The organism is Salimicrobium halophilum (genome assembly GCF_900100295.1).
Lineage (GTDB): Bacteria > Bacillota > Bacilli > Bacillales > Halobacillaceae > Salimicrobium > Salimicrobium halophilum.
Map to the genome: position 1 here is coordinate 252295 of NZ_FNEV01000005.1, position 16971 is coordinate 269265.

At 46.5% G+C, this 16971-nt stretch carries 15 protein-coding genes; 9 read left to right on the forward strand and 6 right to left on the reverse strand.

Annotation, left to right across the window (positions count from 1 at the left end; translation table 11 throughout):
• Positions 1-49: 49 nt before the first annotated feature.
• Entirely contained in the window at positions 50-193 is a 144-nt protein-coding gene (locus BLQ44_RS16560) for a hypothetical protein (protein ID WP_176757494.1), read from the reverse strand.
• 477 nt (positions 194-670) lie between these two features.
• Between BLQ44_RS16560 and BLQ44_RS10055 the strand changes: the two genes are divergently transcribed.
• From BLQ44_RS10055 to BLQ44_RS10095, 9 genes are all read left to right on the forward strand, one after another.
• Complete coding sequence (locus BLQ44_RS10055; RefSeq protein ID WP_093193760.1) at positions 671-1942, forward strand: ABC transporter substrate-binding protein; 1272 nt, start codon at positions 671-673, stop codon at positions 1940-1942.
• 117 nt (positions 1943-2059) lie between these two features.
• Positions 2060-2938: a carbohydrate ABC transporter permease gene (locus BLQ44_RS10060; RefSeq protein ID WP_176757499.1), complete on the forward strand. Its 879-nt coding sequence runs from the start codon at positions 2060-2062 to the stop codon at positions 2936-2938.
• A 3-nt stretch (positions 2939-2941) separates the two neighbouring features.
• A complete protein-coding gene (locus BLQ44_RS10065; protein WP_093193762.1) occupies positions 2942-3775 on the forward strand; it encodes a carbohydrate ABC transporter permease in 834 nt (277 codons plus the stop codon).
• Positions 3776-3853: 78 nt separating this feature from the next.
• Positions 3854-4867, forward strand: coding sequence for a LacI family DNA-binding transcriptional regulator (locus BLQ44_RS10070; RefSeq protein WP_093193763.1), 1014 nt, complete (start codon positions 3854-3856; stop codon positions 4865-4867).
• A 25-nt stretch (positions 4868-4892) separates the two neighbouring features.
• On the forward strand, positions 4893-6239 hold the full coding sequence (locus tag BLQ44_RS10075; RefSeq protein ID WP_093193764.1) for a GH1 family beta-glucosidase: 1347 nt from the start codon (positions 4893-4895) through the stop codon (positions 6237-6239).
• 666 nt (positions 6240-6905) lie between these two features.
• Positions 6906-8234, forward strand: coding sequence for an MATE family efflux transporter (locus tag BLQ44_RS10080; RefSeq protein ID WP_093193765.1), 1329 nt, complete (start codon positions 6906-6908; stop codon positions 8232-8234).
• A 93-nt stretch (positions 8235-8327) separates the two neighbouring features.
• A complete protein-coding gene (locus tag BLQ44_RS10085; protein ID WP_093193766.1) occupies positions 8328-9752 on the forward strand; it encodes a DUF2254 domain-containing protein in 1425 nt (474 codons plus the stop codon).
• 118 nt (positions 9753-9870) lie between these two features.
• Entirely contained in the window at positions 9871-10680 is an 810-nt protein-coding gene (locus BLQ44_RS10090; RefSeq protein WP_093193767.1) for a DUF4397 domain-containing protein, read from the forward strand.
• 15 nt (positions 10681-10695) lie between these two features.
• Positions 10696-11331, forward strand: coding sequence for a class F sortase (locus tag BLQ44_RS10095; protein WP_176757495.1), 636 nt, complete (start codon positions 10696-10698; stop codon positions 11329-11331).
• 36 nt (positions 11332-11367) lie between these two features.
• On the opposite strand, the gene BLQ44_RS10100 is transcribed toward BLQ44_RS10095, so the two are convergent.
• The 5 genes from BLQ44_RS10100 to BLQ44_RS16565 all read right to left on the reverse strand — a co-directional run bounded on the left by BLQ44_RS10100 (position 11368) and on the right by BLQ44_RS16565 (position 16579).
• On the reverse strand, positions 11368-11583 hold the full coding sequence (locus tag BLQ44_RS10100; RefSeq protein WP_093193769.1) for a hypothetical protein: 216 nt from the start codon (positions 11581-11583) through the stop codon (positions 11368-11370).
• 112 nt (positions 11584-11695) lie between these two features.
• The gene (locus BLQ44_RS10105) at positions 11696-13144 is read right to left on the reverse strand and encodes a glycoside hydrolase family 1 protein (RefSeq protein WP_093193770.1); all 1449 of its coding nucleotides are present in this window, start codon (positions 13142-13144) and stop codon (positions 11696-11698) included.
• A 59-nt stretch (positions 13145-13203) separates the two neighbouring features.
• Positions 13204-15105, reverse strand: coding sequence for a beta-glucoside-specific PTS transporter subunit IIABC (locus BLQ44_RS10110; protein WP_093193781.1), 1902 nt, complete (start codon positions 15103-15105; stop codon positions 13204-13206).
• A gap of 189 nt (positions 15106-15294) precedes the next feature.
• Complete coding sequence (gene licT / locus BLQ44_RS10115; protein WP_093193771.1) at positions 15295-16143, reverse strand: BglG family transcription antiterminator LicT; 849 nt, start codon at positions 16141-16143, stop codon at positions 15295-15297.
• A 259-nt stretch (positions 16144-16402) separates the two neighbouring features.
• Entirely contained in the window at positions 16403-16579 is a 177-nt protein-coding gene (locus tag BLQ44_RS16565) for a hypothetical protein (protein ID WP_176757496.1), read from the reverse strand.
• Between the last annotated feature and the right edge of the window lie 392 nt (positions 16580-16971).

The window sequence follows — 16971 nt, forward strand, 5'->3', positions numbered from 1 at the left end:
TGACTTGTTCCCTCTTTCCTTAGAGCCTGTCCTTTTCAACTACTGTATTCTATTTTTTTTGATTGTTTTTACGGAAAAGCTTACCGCTCTTCTTCTGCTTCACGTCTTTAGCTGTCGGCGCAGTGTTTTTCGCAGGAGATTTTTTGTGATCCTGGTCAAAACCTTCGCGTGCTTTCATATACAGCAGTGTCACGATTGTCCCTCCTTTATTTCAGTTCCAGGCGAAAGGGGAACGTCGGCGATATGACGATCCTAGGGGGAAGACTCATTCAGCCGATCGGAACGACTCCCTTTCGTAATTACAGTTTTCCTCGTGTATCCAGGCATCAAACATTCAAACTCAAAAAAATGGAAGAATGAGGATAAAGGTTCATCGTTTCGGGACTATAATCCCGGTTCCGCATTTTTTCTGGAGCGTTTCAAAGAAATTAGAAGAAATTAATGGGGGTAGAGGAAAGGATAGGGCGGACTTCCCGCTATATAGAAACCGGTTTCGTTATTTTTCGATGAAAATATCAGAAAATTTATATTTACCCCTTGAAAACGGATTCAATACTCGATATAATCAAGCTAACATTTGAAACAGCCATTATTTTTTTACATATTTACGAAACCGGTTTCGTAAATGATTTCAAATGTAAATCCTACTTGGACAAAAGGAGAGGAAAGAATGAGAAAAGGTCTGATTGCTGCATTATTACTTCTTGTTACTACTGTTCTTTACGCTTGTGGCGGAAACGAAGAAGGAGGCGCATCCTCTGACGGAAAAGTGACGCTCGACTTCTGGGTGTTCGGTGCCACCAACTATGAATCACTGGCTGAGGATTATATGGAAGAAAACCCTGACGTCGAAATCAACATCAAGAACTCCGAACTCGGAGATCACCACAACAGCTTGTTCACGGCTATCTCTGCTGGAACGGGGGCTCCGGATCTCGCGATGGTCGAAGTCGATCAGCTTGATAGATACCGTGAAGCTCAAGATCGTTTCGTAAACCTATATGACATGGGTGCAGAAGACATCCAGGACCAGTACCTTGACTGGAAATGGAACATGGCTGAGAACGGTGAAGGCGACTTCCTTTTCGGACTGCCGACAGATATCGGACCGAAAGCGATGTACTATCATACAGAAGTGATGTCTAACGCAGGTCTTCCTACAGACCCGGAGGAAGTGAGCAGCTTGATTTCTACACCTGACGAATTTGCTGATGCTGCGAACACCGTGCTTGAAGAAACAGGCAAGCCGATGGTCGACAGTATGGAAATGGCGTTCCGTGCTCACATGGATGCCCTTGAAGTAAGCTACTTCAATCGTGACGGTGAACTGTTGATCGAAAACGAAGACAATGGTGTAAAAGAAGCGTATGACTACGCTGTGAAACTTCAGCAACAGGGAGTTGTAGGAGAGTACGAAATGTGGACGCCGGAATGGGCGAACGCACTGAACGAAGGTGGATTCGCTGTTGAGATGGCACCTGCCTGGTTGAAAGGGTACATGACAGAAAACGCTCCTGATGGTGCGGGTGACTGGCGTGTAACGAAACTTCCAAGTGATTTCGCAGGTAACTGGGGCGGTTCTTATGTAACGATCCCTGCCGAAACGGAAAACAAAGAAGCGGCTTATGATTTTGCGAAATGGATGCTATCTCCTGAGAATCAGTTGAAATCATTCACGGAAAGCGGATTGTTCCCATCCACTCCTGCAACATATGAGATGGAAGAATTCAAGAACAACGAAGATGAATACTTCGGTGGTCAGAATACAGCGGCTGTATTCGCAGAAGCAGCACAAGAAATTCCTGCTGTCTACAAAGGCCCTAACTATGTAACAGTGAACGACGAAATCCTCACTGCCCTTACGAACGTGCAGGAAGGCGGAGATCCTGAAGAAGAATGGAATGCCGCGGTGACACGCATCAAGGATATACTCAAACGATAATGGAACCAGGGCCGGTGCAATCCGGCCCTCCTTCTTAAGGAGGATCAAGTAGTGAAAAACAATAGCGGTACGACTGGTAGTAAGAAAAAGAAATACGTATCCGAAAAGAAAAAGGATATGAGGTCTGCTTATTTGTACATAGCGCCATTTTTCATCGTGTTTGCCATCATAGGTCTGTATCCGGCCATCTTCAGTATTTTCCTGGCTTTCCAGGAATGGAACGGGCTTGGGCCTATGGAATACGTGGGACTTCGGAACTTCACGATCGTTCTCGAAGATCCTTTGTTCTGGAAGTCGCTGTATAACACCGTCATCATCGGACTGATGGGAACGGCCCCGCAGCTGATCGTCGGAATCATCCTGGCGTACTTTCTGAACATGGCAATCATCCGATTTACGAACTTTTTCCGAGTAACGATTTTCATGCCGTACATCACATCGATGGTTGCGGTGGCTCTCGTATTCGGAGTATTTTTCAGCAGTAACGAAAGTGCGCTTGCGAACTACTTCATCGGTCTGTTCGGATTCGATCCGATCAGCTGGAAAACATCCGAGTGGGGTGCGAAGATCGCGATTTCCCTCATGGTGTTCTGGAGATGGGTCGGATACAATACCATCATTTATCTGGCAGGACTGCAAAGTATACCGAAAGATGTGTATGAAGCGGCGACCATCGATGGAGCTAGCAAGGTGCAACAGTTCTTCTTCATTACGATCCCGCTGTTGAAACCGTTCATCGTTCTGACGGTGTTCATGTCGACAGTCGGAGCACTTCAACTCTTTGCGGAACCGACAGTATTCCTCGGTTCGTCGGCCTTCAGTCGTGACGAAGCGATGACAGTGGTTATGTATCTGTACCGGGATGCCTTCAACTTGGGATCGTTCGGAACAGCGTCTGCCACAGCAGTACTACTGTTGATCATCATTGTCGGAGCGGCAGCCATCAATACATGGCTCACGTCAGGTGCAGGTCGCAAAAAGAAGAAAGGGGTGTAACCGATGAAAAAGAAAAATAGCGTGAAAAAAGGTACGATTCCGATTTATATTGTGCTCGGTTTCGCATCTCTCGCCTCTTTGTTTCCATTCTACTGGATGTTCGTCATGGCGACGAGACCGAGTGCCGCCTACAATTCGATTCCACCGGCCATGCTGCCGGGAACCAAATTGGTGGAGAACTTCCAGAAAGTGCTCGACACGATTCCGTTCTTTCAGGCGATGTGGAATACCATCCTCTTATGTACAGGTGTAACGATATTGGTGCTGTTGATCAGTTCACTGGCCGGTTTCGCTTTTGCGAAGTTCGACTTTCCAGGGAAGACGTTCTTCTTCATCGCAATTCTGTTGACGATGGTCATTCCTCCTCAACTGGGTCTGATTCCACAGTATTATATGATTTCCCAGCTCGGTTGGCTCGACACGCTGATGGGAGCAGGGGTGCTGTTCTTATTGAACCCGCTCGGGATTTTCCTGATGCGTCAGTATATAAGCGAATCGGTGCCGGATGAACTGATGGAAGCGGCGAAGCTGGATGGATGTACGAACTTCCGGATTTACTGGAGTATCGTGTTGCCGATCATCAAACCGGCATTCGCGACGCTTGGTATCATCGTTTTCACTCTTGTGTGGGGCGAGTTCCTGTGGCAGTTCACCGTGCTAAGAGATCCATCTTCCTATACGCTTCAGGTAGCACTTGCTTCCCTGAATACCGCATTCCGCGTCGATTTCGGTATGCTTCTCTCCGGTGTATTCTGGGCGACGGTTCCGCTCATCATCATTTTCCTTATGTTCAACCGTCTCTTCATTTCCAGTATCACCGACGGAGCCGTGAAGTAATTCATGCTGATTGAAGGAATTGTTGATACAATGGAAAGGGATAACAAACGGATTAGCACATAAGGAGAGAAGACAATCATGGACTTGACGATTCGGGATATCGCGAAGATGGCGGGAGTGTCTCCGGCCACCGTATCCAAAATTATCAACAATTATGAAGGAATCAGTGAAGCTACGAGAGAGAAAGTATACAAAGTGATCGATGATACGAAGTACCAGCCGACCTTTTCGGCAAAATCGCTGGCTACGAAGAAGTCGAATCTGCTAGGCATCATCTATGCAGGAAAAATCAACGTCGACTTCAAACACCCTTTCTTCAATGAAGTAATCAACACGTTCAAAAAGACGGTAGGGGCGCTCGGGTATGACCTTCTCCTGTTTTCGAACGAAAAGTTCTACCAGGGAGAAAGCGAATACCTCGAAAGGTGCAAACACTTCCATGTGGACGGTTGCCTGATCATCGCAGGGGATGAGATCGAAGAAGCCATCCAGAATATTGCAGAGAGTAATATTCCGTGTATCGGCATCGACTTGAAACTCGATGGTCCCTTTACGAGCTCGCTGATGACCGACAACGAAAAGATCGGCCATAAAGTCGTCGAGTACCTGTATTTGAATCAAATCCGGGACATCGCCTACATCGGCGGGAAGCAGGATTCTTTCCTCGCTAATATCAGAAACCAGGGTGTCCTGAATGCGATGGATCAATTCGGCATCCATAAGCGTGAAGAGTGGATCCACTACGGGGACTTCTTTGAAGAGAGCGGATATGAAGCTATGAAAGATATATTGAAACAAGGCAAACACCCGGAAGCCGTATTCGCAGCGTCGGATATGATGGCTTTAGGTGCGATGAAAGCGATAAGAGAACACGGACTGTCCATCCCGGAGGATATTCAGCTGATCGGCTGTGATGATATCGAAGCCTGCCGCTACAGCTCACCTCCGCTGACGACAGTTCGTCAGGACAAGCAAAAACTCGGAAAATTGGCTGCCTACATGATGAACGACCTTATCCAGGGCGAACGGGACCGTCAAGAGGTCCAGATCGACCCGGAACTCATTCTGAGGGGGTCAACCATGGAGCGCTGATGTTCCTTTGACGGAGGTAACGTGTATGACGAAGATAACATTCCCTGAAAATTTGAAATGGGGAGCAGCAACGGCATCCTATCAGATTGAAGGTGGAGCGGAAGAAGGTGGGCGATCCCTGTCGATATGGGACGTCTTCTCCCGCACCCCGGGCAACGTGAAGAACGGGGACACCGGTGATCATGCCTGCAACAGCTATCATTTATATAAAGAAGACGTGCAATTGTTGAAAAACCTGGGAGTGGATCTTTACCGCTTCTCAATCTCCTGGTCCCGGGTATTGCCTGATGGAACAGGGGAACTCAACGAAGAAGGCGTTCAATACTACAGCAATCTGATCGATGAGTTGATTGCCAATGATATCGAACCGATGATTACGCTGTATCACTGGGATCTGCCGCAGGTTCTACAGGAAAAAGGAGGCTGGGAGAGCAGAGAAACAGCTCACGCTTTCCTTCATTATGCGCAGAAAATGTTCGAAGCGTACGGAGATAGAGTCAACAACTGGATCACCATGAATGAACCATGGTGTGCGTCTTTCCTTTCAAATTATCTGGGCGTTCACGCACCCGGCAAGCAGGATTTGCAGGCAGGGGTGGACGTGGCGCATAACCTTATGGTCGCTCACGGATTGGCTGTGAAATCATTCAGAGATATGATTCCTGAAGGGAAAATCGGCTATGCTCCGAATATCGGATGGCTCGAGCCATATAGCCCTTCAGAAGAAGATCGCGCCGCGTGCCGCAGGTCGATGATGTGGCAGAAAGAATGGTTCATGGATCCGGTATTCAAGGGTACCTATCCGGATACACTAGTGAAACTTTTCGAAAAAGAGAATGCTTACCTTCATATCGAAGACGGTGACATGGATCTCATCAGTCAGCCGATCGATTTCATGGGAATCAACTTCTATACGGGAGCGATTGGCCGTTATAAAGAAGGAGAAGGTCTCTTCGACGTCGAAGAGATAGCTCCGGATGAGCGCCGCACGGATATCGGCTGGCCGATTTATGCCGAAGGATTCTATAAAGCGCTCACCGACCTTCGTGATACATACGGGGATGTGCCGATCTACATTACGGAGAACGGTGCCTGCTATAATCATGAAGTAGAAGAAGACGGCCGCGTGCGTGACCAGGAACGTATCGATTACCTGAAGCAGCACCTTACGTCTCTCGACCGCGCCATCAAAGCCGGTGTGCCGATCGAAGGGTACATTGTCTGGTCCCTGATGGATAACTTCGAATGGGCGGAAGGATATGAGAAACGTTTCGGCGTCGTCCATATCGATTTCGACACATTTGAACGTACACCGAAAGACAGCTACTACTGGTATGCTGATACTGTTAAGAATCATGAATTTGAAAGATGATAGTTTTTAGGAACCGTCCGGGCATTGGCTCGGGCGGTTTTTTTCGATGTGAGCGCGAGTGGGGGCGGCTTTTGGACCGTTCAGTTTATGAAAATAGGGGATGAGTGTTTCATTCTTTTGTCTTGTGGTACGTTCAGGAGTGAGTAGTAGCTTGCGAACGGTTCATTCTCGTAGAATTGAACCGCTCGGAAGCTTTTTTCTTTATTTGAATGGTCTGATCAGTCTCGAAACACTCGATCATTGCGCTCCATTTGGATCAGGCTTTCTGTCATGAGTGACCAGCTAATTGGATAGCGTACCGTTCGAGAGCCGTCCCGACACATGAGTGGGTCGCAAGAGTGCTTGCGGGACACTCAAGCAACCCTCATGTCCCTTGAACGGCGCACAAAGGCACTCAAATCCCTGTACCTTCCCCGAAGTCGGGGGAAGGTATGTTGAAAGATCTTTAGGGCAGTTGCGCCCCACTCGGATCAGACTTTCTGTCATAAGTGTCCAGCTAATTGGATAGCGCGCCGTTCGAGAGCTGCCCCGACGTGTGAGTGGGAGGCAAGAGTGTTTGCGGGACACTCAAGCAACCCTCATGTCCCAAGAACGGCGCGCAAAGACCTCCAAAATTGACCCGGCTCCTATGGAAAAAGGTATAATGAACGACAGGAGGTATTACATATGAATGACGCTCACCACACACTCATGAACCGGCCTGTCCGGAACGTGTTTTTCCAATATTTCTTTCCCTCCCTCGCCGGTATGATGCTCATGTCGGTCAACATTCTGACGGATGGCATCTTTGTCGGAAACGGAGTCGGCGCAGAAGCGCTTGCCGGTGTAAATCTGGCAATGCCGGTATTTTCCCTTATTTTCTCCATGGCGCTCTGGATCGGCATCGGGGGAGGTACGCTTTTCTCGATGCATATGGGAAAAGGGGAACCAGACCACGCCAGGCGTATGTTCACGCTGTCGGTTACAACTGTCACTCTGATACTCGCTGTCATAGGATTCATCGGTTCCGTCAATATCGAAAGAATGGCGCTGTTATTAGGTGCGAACGAGGACACCCTTTTTCATACAATGGAATACTTGAAGGTGCTGTTCTGGTTCGGCTGGCTGATTGCCGTGCACGAACTTCTCAGCATTTTCATCCGCAATGACGGAAGTCCTACGTTATCTATGGTGTCACTCGGTGTGACGGCTGTCGTCAACATCGCTCTGAACTATTACATGATTTTCATACTCGGACTCGGCGTCTTCGGTGCGGCCCTCGCAACAACGCTCGCCAGTGTCGTCGGTCTCTTAGTTCTCAGCATTCATTTTTTTAAGAAACATTCGAATCTTCGTCTCGTTTTGACAGGATGGGCGTTTTCAACTCTCGGGAAAATATTCTCCATCGGCTTTCCGAGTTTCCTTGCAGAAGCGGGGATGCTAGTTTTTGTCGCAGGTTACAATCTGGCCATCGTGAACCTTCTTGGAACCGACGGAGTTGCGGCGTTCTCCGTAATCAACTATCTGCACGGGTTCATGTTCCTATCGTTCTTCGGAATAGAAACGGCATTGCAGCCGATGATCAGTTTCTATCACGGCGCAGGGGAGAAAGAGAGGATCCGTGCCAGCCTGAAAATCGGAGAAAAGACGTCTCTCGTTCTTGGAGCGACGCTTCTTACTGTAGGACTGATCGCAGCACCGGCACTCGTCTCACTTTTCGGTCTTGAATCGGACAACGTGCGCACGCTTGCGATTGAGGGGATCCGTCTGTTCTTCTTCGCGTATTTGTTCCTCGGCTTCAACTTCGTCTACATGACGTATTTCCAGTCGATCGGGCATATCCGTCAGGCGATGACAATCATTCTTCTCCGAAGTTTCGTATTCATCCTGATTCTGTTGTGGATGTTGCCGAAATTTCTCGGAGAATACGGTGTCTGGCTCGCGCTTCCGCTTGCCGAGATGTTTGTAGCTGTGCTTATCTTTTTCTATGCTAGAAAAAGAGTCCTGATGAAGTAACACATTCGGTCCTTTTCCCTATTTTGCAGAAATCGCCCAATTCCGGGTTAGGTTACTTCTTTCGTAGGGAAGGAACTAGGAGAATTTCCATCGATGAAAGAAGTGACGAATGTGAATTTTTTCTATTATATAAATAAGTATTTCAAAATGTCGAGGCGGCAACGAAAGAGTGAGTTGAAAGCGACGCTCTGGTTCATGCCGCTCTGGTATATCATAGGGGCGGTCGGTTTATCTGCGTTCACCTTTTATCTTGATTATGGTATAGATATCGGGATGTATCTCCCGCCGGCAATCGGATTCAGCGGACAGACGCTACAGGTTCTTCTGAGTGCCCTTGTCGGAGGCGTACTTACGTTGAGCGCCTTTACGATCAACTCGCTGCTCGTAGCGCTGACCACGTTCAGCGGACAATTTTCATCTAAGATGCTCGTCAACTTCGTCAGCGACCGGGCAACCCAACACGTGCTAGGAATTTTCAACGGAAGCTTCATTTACGTGCTGCTGAACTTCCTCTACGTGACGCACGAAGAAGAGGAATACATCGTCGCGACACCGGTATTGTCCATTCTGACAGCGATTACGGCTGCAGTGACCTTCATTTATTTCATCAATCACACGACGACATGGATGCAGGTGCACAATATCAGCTTCAATATGAAATCGAAGTCGAAATCCGTTCAGGACTCACTTGAAAGAGAACTTAAGAATCACCGCCTGGACATAGAAGTCGATCAGGACTCTCTGCCTCCGGAGGAAGAAGGCAAGCACTTGACAGCTGAAGAAACGGGATATTTGCAGGTCGCTGATTTCCAGAAGCTGATAAAACTCGCGCAGCGGGATGACGCCCTTATACGATTCGATGTAAGAATCGGGCAGTTCATCGTAGAGGGGACACCTCTTCTTACGTATTGGGAATATGAAGGAAGGGTGAACCCCGAACCTTACCGGAAAGCACTGGAAACAGGAGTGAAACAAACGGAAATCCAGGACTTGGAGTATGGATTGAATAAGCTTGCGGAAGTAGCTATTAAAGCTCTCGGCAACAACGACCCGCTTACTGTGACAAATACCATTCACCAGATCACCGACCTTTTGAAAAGCATCGGGAAGTCAGCGGGCTTTTCTCCGTACCTTTTCGACAAAAATCAGAACTTGCGGGTGATCATGAATAAGAAAGACTTCCGGTATTATTTGCATAAAGGATTCGCTTCCATACGGGAATACGCGAATCAGAATTCGAATGTCATGACCGAGCTTCTCACGATGGTTGCACTCCTAAGTAAGACGATGGACAAGGGTGTACATGAAGATTTGTGGGAATTCGCCCGTCAGACGATTCTCGGCTTCGATAATTACAGTCTGTATGAAAACGACTGTCTCTATATCATTGAACAGCTCGCTGATCTCTCCAAACAGACCGGACACCGGGAGGACTATCTGTTCCTGCTTGAATATATGCTGGAGAGGGTCAGTTCAAAGAGTGCAGCAAAGGTATCTGCCTCACCAGGCGGTACGTAATAGATCTATTTAAAGAACACTTTTTTCGAAAAAAAATAAAAAACAGGAGTAACATTCTGAAAACGGGGAACTATAACTTTGAATTCGAAATATTACACCTGAGAAGGAGTGGACAAATGTGAAGAAAGTGTTTGCGTTGTTCGTCACAGTAGTCTTGTTGTCGTCCGTGTTTGCTTTGGAGGCGTTCGCTGATAATCACGGTTCTGATGAGGCGATGGTCCGTATCGCACATGCGTCACCTGATGCACCGGCGGTTGATGTGTATGTCAATGGAGAAGCAGTCGTGGAAGGTGCCGCATTCAAGGATGCAACAGATTACTTGAATCTTCCTGCAGGAGATCATGAAGTTGCCATCTATCCTGCAGACGCTAATGGTGAAGGAGACCCTGTCATCTCTACGACACTGACAATTGAAGCGGGTATGGCCTATACCGTAGCAGCCGTCGGAATGCTTGAGAACCTTGCTCTCGAAGTAGCGACCGATTCGATGGAAGTTTCAGATGGAATGACGAAAGTTCGTGTAGGTCACTTGTCTCCGGATGCACCGACTGTTGATGTAGGTCTGATTGGTGGAGATGCGTTGTTCTCTGGAGCTTCCTTCCCGGCAATTACCGATTATCAGGAATTAGAAGCAGGAACCTATGACCTCGAAATCCGCACGGAAGACGGAACGCAAGTACTTGATTTATCAGGAACCACTCTGGAAGCGAACACTGTATACAGTGTATTCGCGGTGAATACAGCGGACAATCTGGAAGCTTGGGTGCTTACAGATTACACAGCAATGCCTAGTGAAATGCCTCAGACAGGCATGGGCGGAGCGCAGTCTGGTATGAATACGATGCTTATGACCGGTCTTGGAGCAATGCTTGCTGGAGTACTTCTTGCCGGATTCGCCTTCAACCGTCGCAGAAGTCACCAGTCGTAAACGATGAAGACGCATATGTTGGGAATCGCATCACTTCTCCTTATCCTTGGAGGGGTGATGCTGATTCTCGCTTCTGTGGATAATGAGAGTGCGGAGACGGTGTCATCAGTGAGTTCTGAAGCTGAGAGTACTTCAGGAATCCAGGTAGAGAAGGTGCCTTTGACCTCTCAGGACGAAGAACCCGAAGAAGAATCTCTCTCCCCGGAGGCTGGAACGCCGAAACATATACGAATTCCGGCTATTAAAGTAAATGCACCAGTAATTGCAACAGACTTGGATGAAAATAATGAGATGATCGTACCGGATAACGGGGAAGAAGTCGCCTGGTTCGAACCCGGAAGAGAACCGGGAAGTCAGGGGAATGCGGTTCTTGCCGGACACGTCGATGATTACAACGGTCCCGCCGTCTTTTTCGATTTGGAGAAACTGCAGCCAGGGGATGAAATCGAGATCACCGATGAGAACGATGTAACGATGACATTCGTCGTCGATAAACTCGAAGCTTATCCCTTGGGAGAAGCTCCACTCAGAGAGGTTTTCGGTCCGGAAGACGATAGAAAGATGAACCTGTTGACGTGTACCGGTCTTTACAATGCCTCTGCTGGTACGCATGAAGAACGTCTCGTCGTTTATACTACACTGCAGCAATGAAAAACTGCTTTCCTTTATAAGGGGAGCAGTTTTTGTTCATGAGTTTTGATTGTGGTTGTTGCTCACTTCTTCATAAGGGGCTTGGCGGTGTGATTCTTTCGGAGCGTATGTGCTGTAATCTCTCTTTTTTCCACTGTACATATCACTCGAAGGGGTATAGTCTTCCCCTGCGGAAGTCTTTCCTTTCATTATGAATCTGAACGCGACAATAATAATGAGGAGAATCATTGCTGTCATAATTACGATTGCCATCAAGCACCCAACTTTCCATTCGTGTTTCTCTCATAGTAACATGAGATACATGCTAAAAAAAGGAAGTGCGAGACGTTCTCGCACTTCCTTTAATCACTTAATCACTTGGTTATTACAACTCTTCTCCATTTGATTCGATTACATTTTTGTACCAATAGAAGGACTTCTTCCGGCTTCTTTCTAAGCTGCCACTTCCGTCATCTTGACGATCTACGTAAATATAACCGTAACGCTTCGACATCTCCCCGGTGGAAGCACTGACCAAATCGATGCATCCCCAGCTCGTGTACCCCATCATATCGACACCATCTTCATCGACAGCACTACGCATCGCCTTGATATGTTCACGCAGGTAATCGATTCGGTAATCATCATTGATAGAGCCGTCGTCTTCTACTTCATCGTAGGCGCCGAGTCCGTTTTCGACGACGAAGAGAGGAACTTCATAGCGCTCATACAACTTGTTCAAAGAAATGCGCAGTCCGGTCGGGTCAATTTCCCATCCCCAGTCGCTCGCTTCGAGGAATGGGTTCTTCACGCCAGATAGAATATTCCCCTGTACATTGTCCTCAGCGGTTTTATCTTTTTTCTCCGTCCTGGACATGTAGTAACTGAAGGCAATGTAGTCAACTGTATGTTCTTTCAGAAGATCCAGGTCTCCTTCTTCAATATCAAGCTCGATTCCATGCTTTTCGAAATAGCGGTTCATGAATGCTGGATATTCTCCTCGCACCTGGACATCTGCACAGTAATAGTTGAATAAACGTTCTTCCTGAATAGCGTGAAGTTGATTTTCAGGGTTGCTGTCATAAGCATAGACAGGAGCGAAGATGATCATGCAACCGATTTCCGCTTCCGGTATGATTTCGTGACAGGCTTTGACTGCGAGGCTGCTCGCAACAAACTGATGATGAAATGCCTGGAACGTCGGTTTGAATCGATCCTCTTCTTTTTGAATGGAGAATCCGAGACCCATAATAGGCATCATCAGACCACTATTGATTTCATTGAAGGTCATCCAGTATTTCACTTTGTCCTTGTAGCGATTGAAAATGGTGCGGGTATATCGTTCGAAGAAAGTGACGACTTCGCGGCTTCTCCAGCCCCCGTAATTTTCAACAAGATTCATCGGCATCTCGTAGTGGGAAATGGTCACAACTGGTTCGATTCCGTATTTGTTCAGTTCATCAAATACCCTGTCATAAAAAGCTAATCCTTCTTCATTAGGCTCTTCTTCATCTCCATTAGGGAAAATGCGTGTCCAGGCAATGGAAAGACGGAATGCTTTGAAACCGAGCTCAGCAAATAATGCGATATCTTCTTTGTAACGATGATAGAAGTCTATTCCTTCATGGTTCGGATACGTATACTTGTCTTTATCGATTTCAAAGTTGAAACCTGGCTCTGATAAAACGTTCAATCTTGTTCTTCCACCTGGTAGTACGTCAGCGATATTCAGTCCTTTGTTCCCTTCATTGAATCCACCTTCGATTTGGTTTGCAGCAGTAGCACCGCCCCATAGAAAGTCTTCTGGAAATCTCGTTTTTGTTTTTGTAGTCATAATTTCGTCCTCCAATAAAAGTGTAGTTGATGGAAAAGCGGGAATAGCTCATCCCGCTATTAAGCTTGCATTAATGTGTCGCCTGCCTGTAGCTTTGTCTGTTTGGTTGCTGTCAGTTCAAATGGCAGTTGATTGGTGACAACTACTGGTGTCGTAACCGCATACCCGGCCCGTTGGATCGCTTCGATGTCGAAGTCTATGAGCAGTTGTCCTTTTTCTACTACATCCCCCTGTTTCACATGGCTCGAGAAATGCTCTCCATTCAGTTGCACGGTGTCCATCCCGATATGGATCAACAATTCTGCCCCATCCTCTGTAAGAAGACCGATGGCATGATTGGTAGGGAAGAGGGCGGAAATTTTTCCGGATACCGGTGCATATAGTTTTCCTTCTGTCGGTTCGATAGCTACCCCACTTCCGAGAGCTCCGGATGCGAAAGCACCATCACTGATTTCTGAAAGGGGAGTGACGTCTCCTTTAAGCGGGCTTGCAATGACAAGGTTTTCTTCCACTTTGACGTCCGTTTTACCAGGTTCTACGGATGTATCTTCTTCCGTTTGCTCTCCTTTATTGACGCCTCCGAACAGGTAAGTCAGGACAAATCCTAGAATGAAAGCGACCACAATGGAAACGATCATGCCCCAGAATGCCAGGTTTAGTCCTTCCTGGGGGTTAATGTAAGAAGGAATACCGAAGATTCCCAGTCCACCTATGATATATCCTTTTGTACCGAAAGCCCCGAGTATCGCTCCACCGACGCCGGCAGCGATACAACTGATGACGAACGGTCGTTTAAATGGAAGGGTAATCCCGTAAATGGCTGGTTCCGTTACTCCGAAAACTCCAGAGAGGAAAGCTGGAATACTCAATGTCTTCAATTTCTGCTTTTTGGTTTTCAACCAGACCCCGAGAACGGCACCGATTTGAGCGAAGGAAGCGGCGAACATCATGGCTAGAATCGGGTCTGATCCGTTTACCGTCAAGTTATTGATGGCTACAGGAACAAGGCCCCAATGAAGGCCGAAGATGACGAAGACTTGCCAGAGAGACCCAAGGAAAATCCCTGCGATAATCGGGCTCAGGTCGAAGACAGCGATGGAAGCTGCTCCAATTAGTTGACCGGCCCATGTTGCAATCGGACCGATAAGCAAGAAAGTGAGCGGTACGACGACAAGTAGTGTAAGAAATGGTACAAGAAACATTTTGACTACATCCGGGATGACTTTTTTCATGAAAGCTTCTACTTTGGAACTGAAATAAGTGGCCAGAATGATGGGAATAACGGAAGTCGAATACGTCATTAGAATTACAGGAATACCAAGAAATGTGATGTGTACCGGTGATTCAAACAGTGTACCGGTGAACAACGTGTAGAGAGGGTCGGTTGCCGTTACATCAGTAAGTGTCGGGTAGACGAGTGCCGCACCTATCGCCATACCGATGAACGGAGTACCCCTAAACTTTTTACTTGCGGTATACCCCAAGAAAATCGGGAAAAAGTAGAACAGGGAATCTCCTGTGGCATTCAGAATCTGGTAAGTGCCTGAAGATTCTTCAAGTAGACCAAGGGACAAGAATAGCGCGTTGAACCCCTTGATCATCCCTGTAGCAGCAAGAACGCCGAGAATCGGAGTGAAAATGCTGGAAATGACATCGATGAATCGGTTTAAAATACTACCTTTTTCTTCTTCTTGTTCGACAGAGTCATGATTTTGGAAGCCGCCGACCTCTACGACAGCATGATACACGTCAGGGACATGATTGCCGATAACTACTTGATACTGTCCACCGCTTTCCATGACGGTAACGACATCTTCCATATTTTTTAACGTTTCTGTATTGGCTTTTTTCGTATCTTTCAACTTGAAGCGTAAGCGGGTAATACAATGAACGACGCTATAGACATTTTCTTTCCCACCGACATTGGCAATGATGTCGCGGGCTAACTGTTCATATTTCATCAAAACCCCTACTTTCTTTTTGATTTCGGCAAATAAAAAACCTGAACTGGATGAGAACGCGTACGTCGCTCTCATCAGCTCAGGTTATGCCCACTTGTGGTAACATTCCTTCGAAGGATATTAAGTTATATTAAAAGTATCACGGCTTTTCATAGATGTCAACGGTTACATTCAGAATTTTCTAAGTTTTTAAGTAAGCTGATGACGCCTTGTGACACGGTGGATATGGACAGTTATATATACTTGTTCATCTGAAGAAATCTTCCAATTGTGAGTTCGTTCCAAGTATGTCGCGATTTTCTGACTTGCTTGAAAAGCCTCTGCATACTTTTCTTTAATCTGGTCGAAAAAGAACTGATCCGTAGAATCTTCGAGTTTCTCTCCACGGATAAAGCGAATGACAAAGAAACGGAGATGAGTGAGGAATCGCTCGTAATTCAAGGAGTCTTCATCAAGTTCCATTCTAAAGTGATATTTTACTATATTAAGTATCGTATTCACGATTTCTGTCACTTGGACAGCATCTGCCATGTTTTCACTTGAAAGCTGACTGTTTAAGAAGTGAAGAGCGATAGAGGCAGCTTCCTCTTCTCCGAGACACATACCGGTTTCATCCTCGATAAGGTCCAAAGCTTTGAGTGCAATCTGGAACTCTTGTTTGTAGTACTTGCGAATCTCCCACGCTAAGGGATTTTTTAAATCTATCCCCTGTTTGTGCCTGCTTATTGCGAAACTCAGGTGGTCGGTCAGGGCTACATAGAGGTGCTCATCCAATTTATAAGGAAGATGAGCCTGAGCATAGTCGATTATCATCGAGGAGATGTCGAGAAACTTTTCGGGAATATCCCTTAATAGCTGAGCTAATTTATCCGAAACGCCGTGTTTCTCCAAGATGAATGTTTTTTCGATTTTCGAGGTGTCCACATGTTGACCTACTTCTTTTTGAAACGCCAACCCCCGGCCCATAACGACCATTTCCTGATCCTCATCATTATAGGTGATAACAACATTGTTGTTCAGAATTTTGCTGATCTCCAAATTCCGCTCCCTCCTTGAATCATTGATAAAAAAGAAAAAACCCGAATTTATATAAGAATAACATAATGAAACATCTGTTATTCTCCTATAAATTCAGGTTTTGCCTGCCATGCAGTAACAATCCAGAATCCATATACACTTGTAAACGTTTTCTTTATTCTACCTAGCTGCAGAGAAGTTGTCAACGTCTTTATGAAACTATTCATTGCATCAAAAAAGTGCCAAAGCATAAGCTCTGGCACTACCATAATCTAAGTTATCAATCGTCGAACTGTGCTAGACGACTCTGTGTATTTCCACATTTCGTACATTGCATCCATAGCATTTTTACAACTTTTTCCGAAAACTCATTGGGTACCATCTCGATGATTTTCTGTTCATCATGGTAACAATTCATACAGTGATTCTTGATCATAGAACCGACTTCATATTGCATTGATTGTGCCTCCTCTCTAAGGATACGGAGGCAACAGTAGGATTTCCATCGTAATATATTTGTGGAGTGGTTTCAAGTATTTGAAATGAGACAAGCGGGAAGAATTTTATGGGATACTTTTGTTGGAAATGGCACAGGAAAGTGTCGCATTTCTTATGTTCTACGACAGTCTTGAACCGACGAACTTAAAGGATTGCCTCGTAACTAATCTTATCCTACAGTTTCTGGTCTTCCAGAAGAAAAAATGCTCCATACTCTCAGAACATTGATATATTGAACTACCCCCACCTACGCATTCGCTAAGAGGTGGGGGATTCTTAGAACCTCCGTTCTATCGAACAGATGCCACCTAAGCGAACCCCGGCGTCCCACCGGTTAGAGTTTGAAGGCGG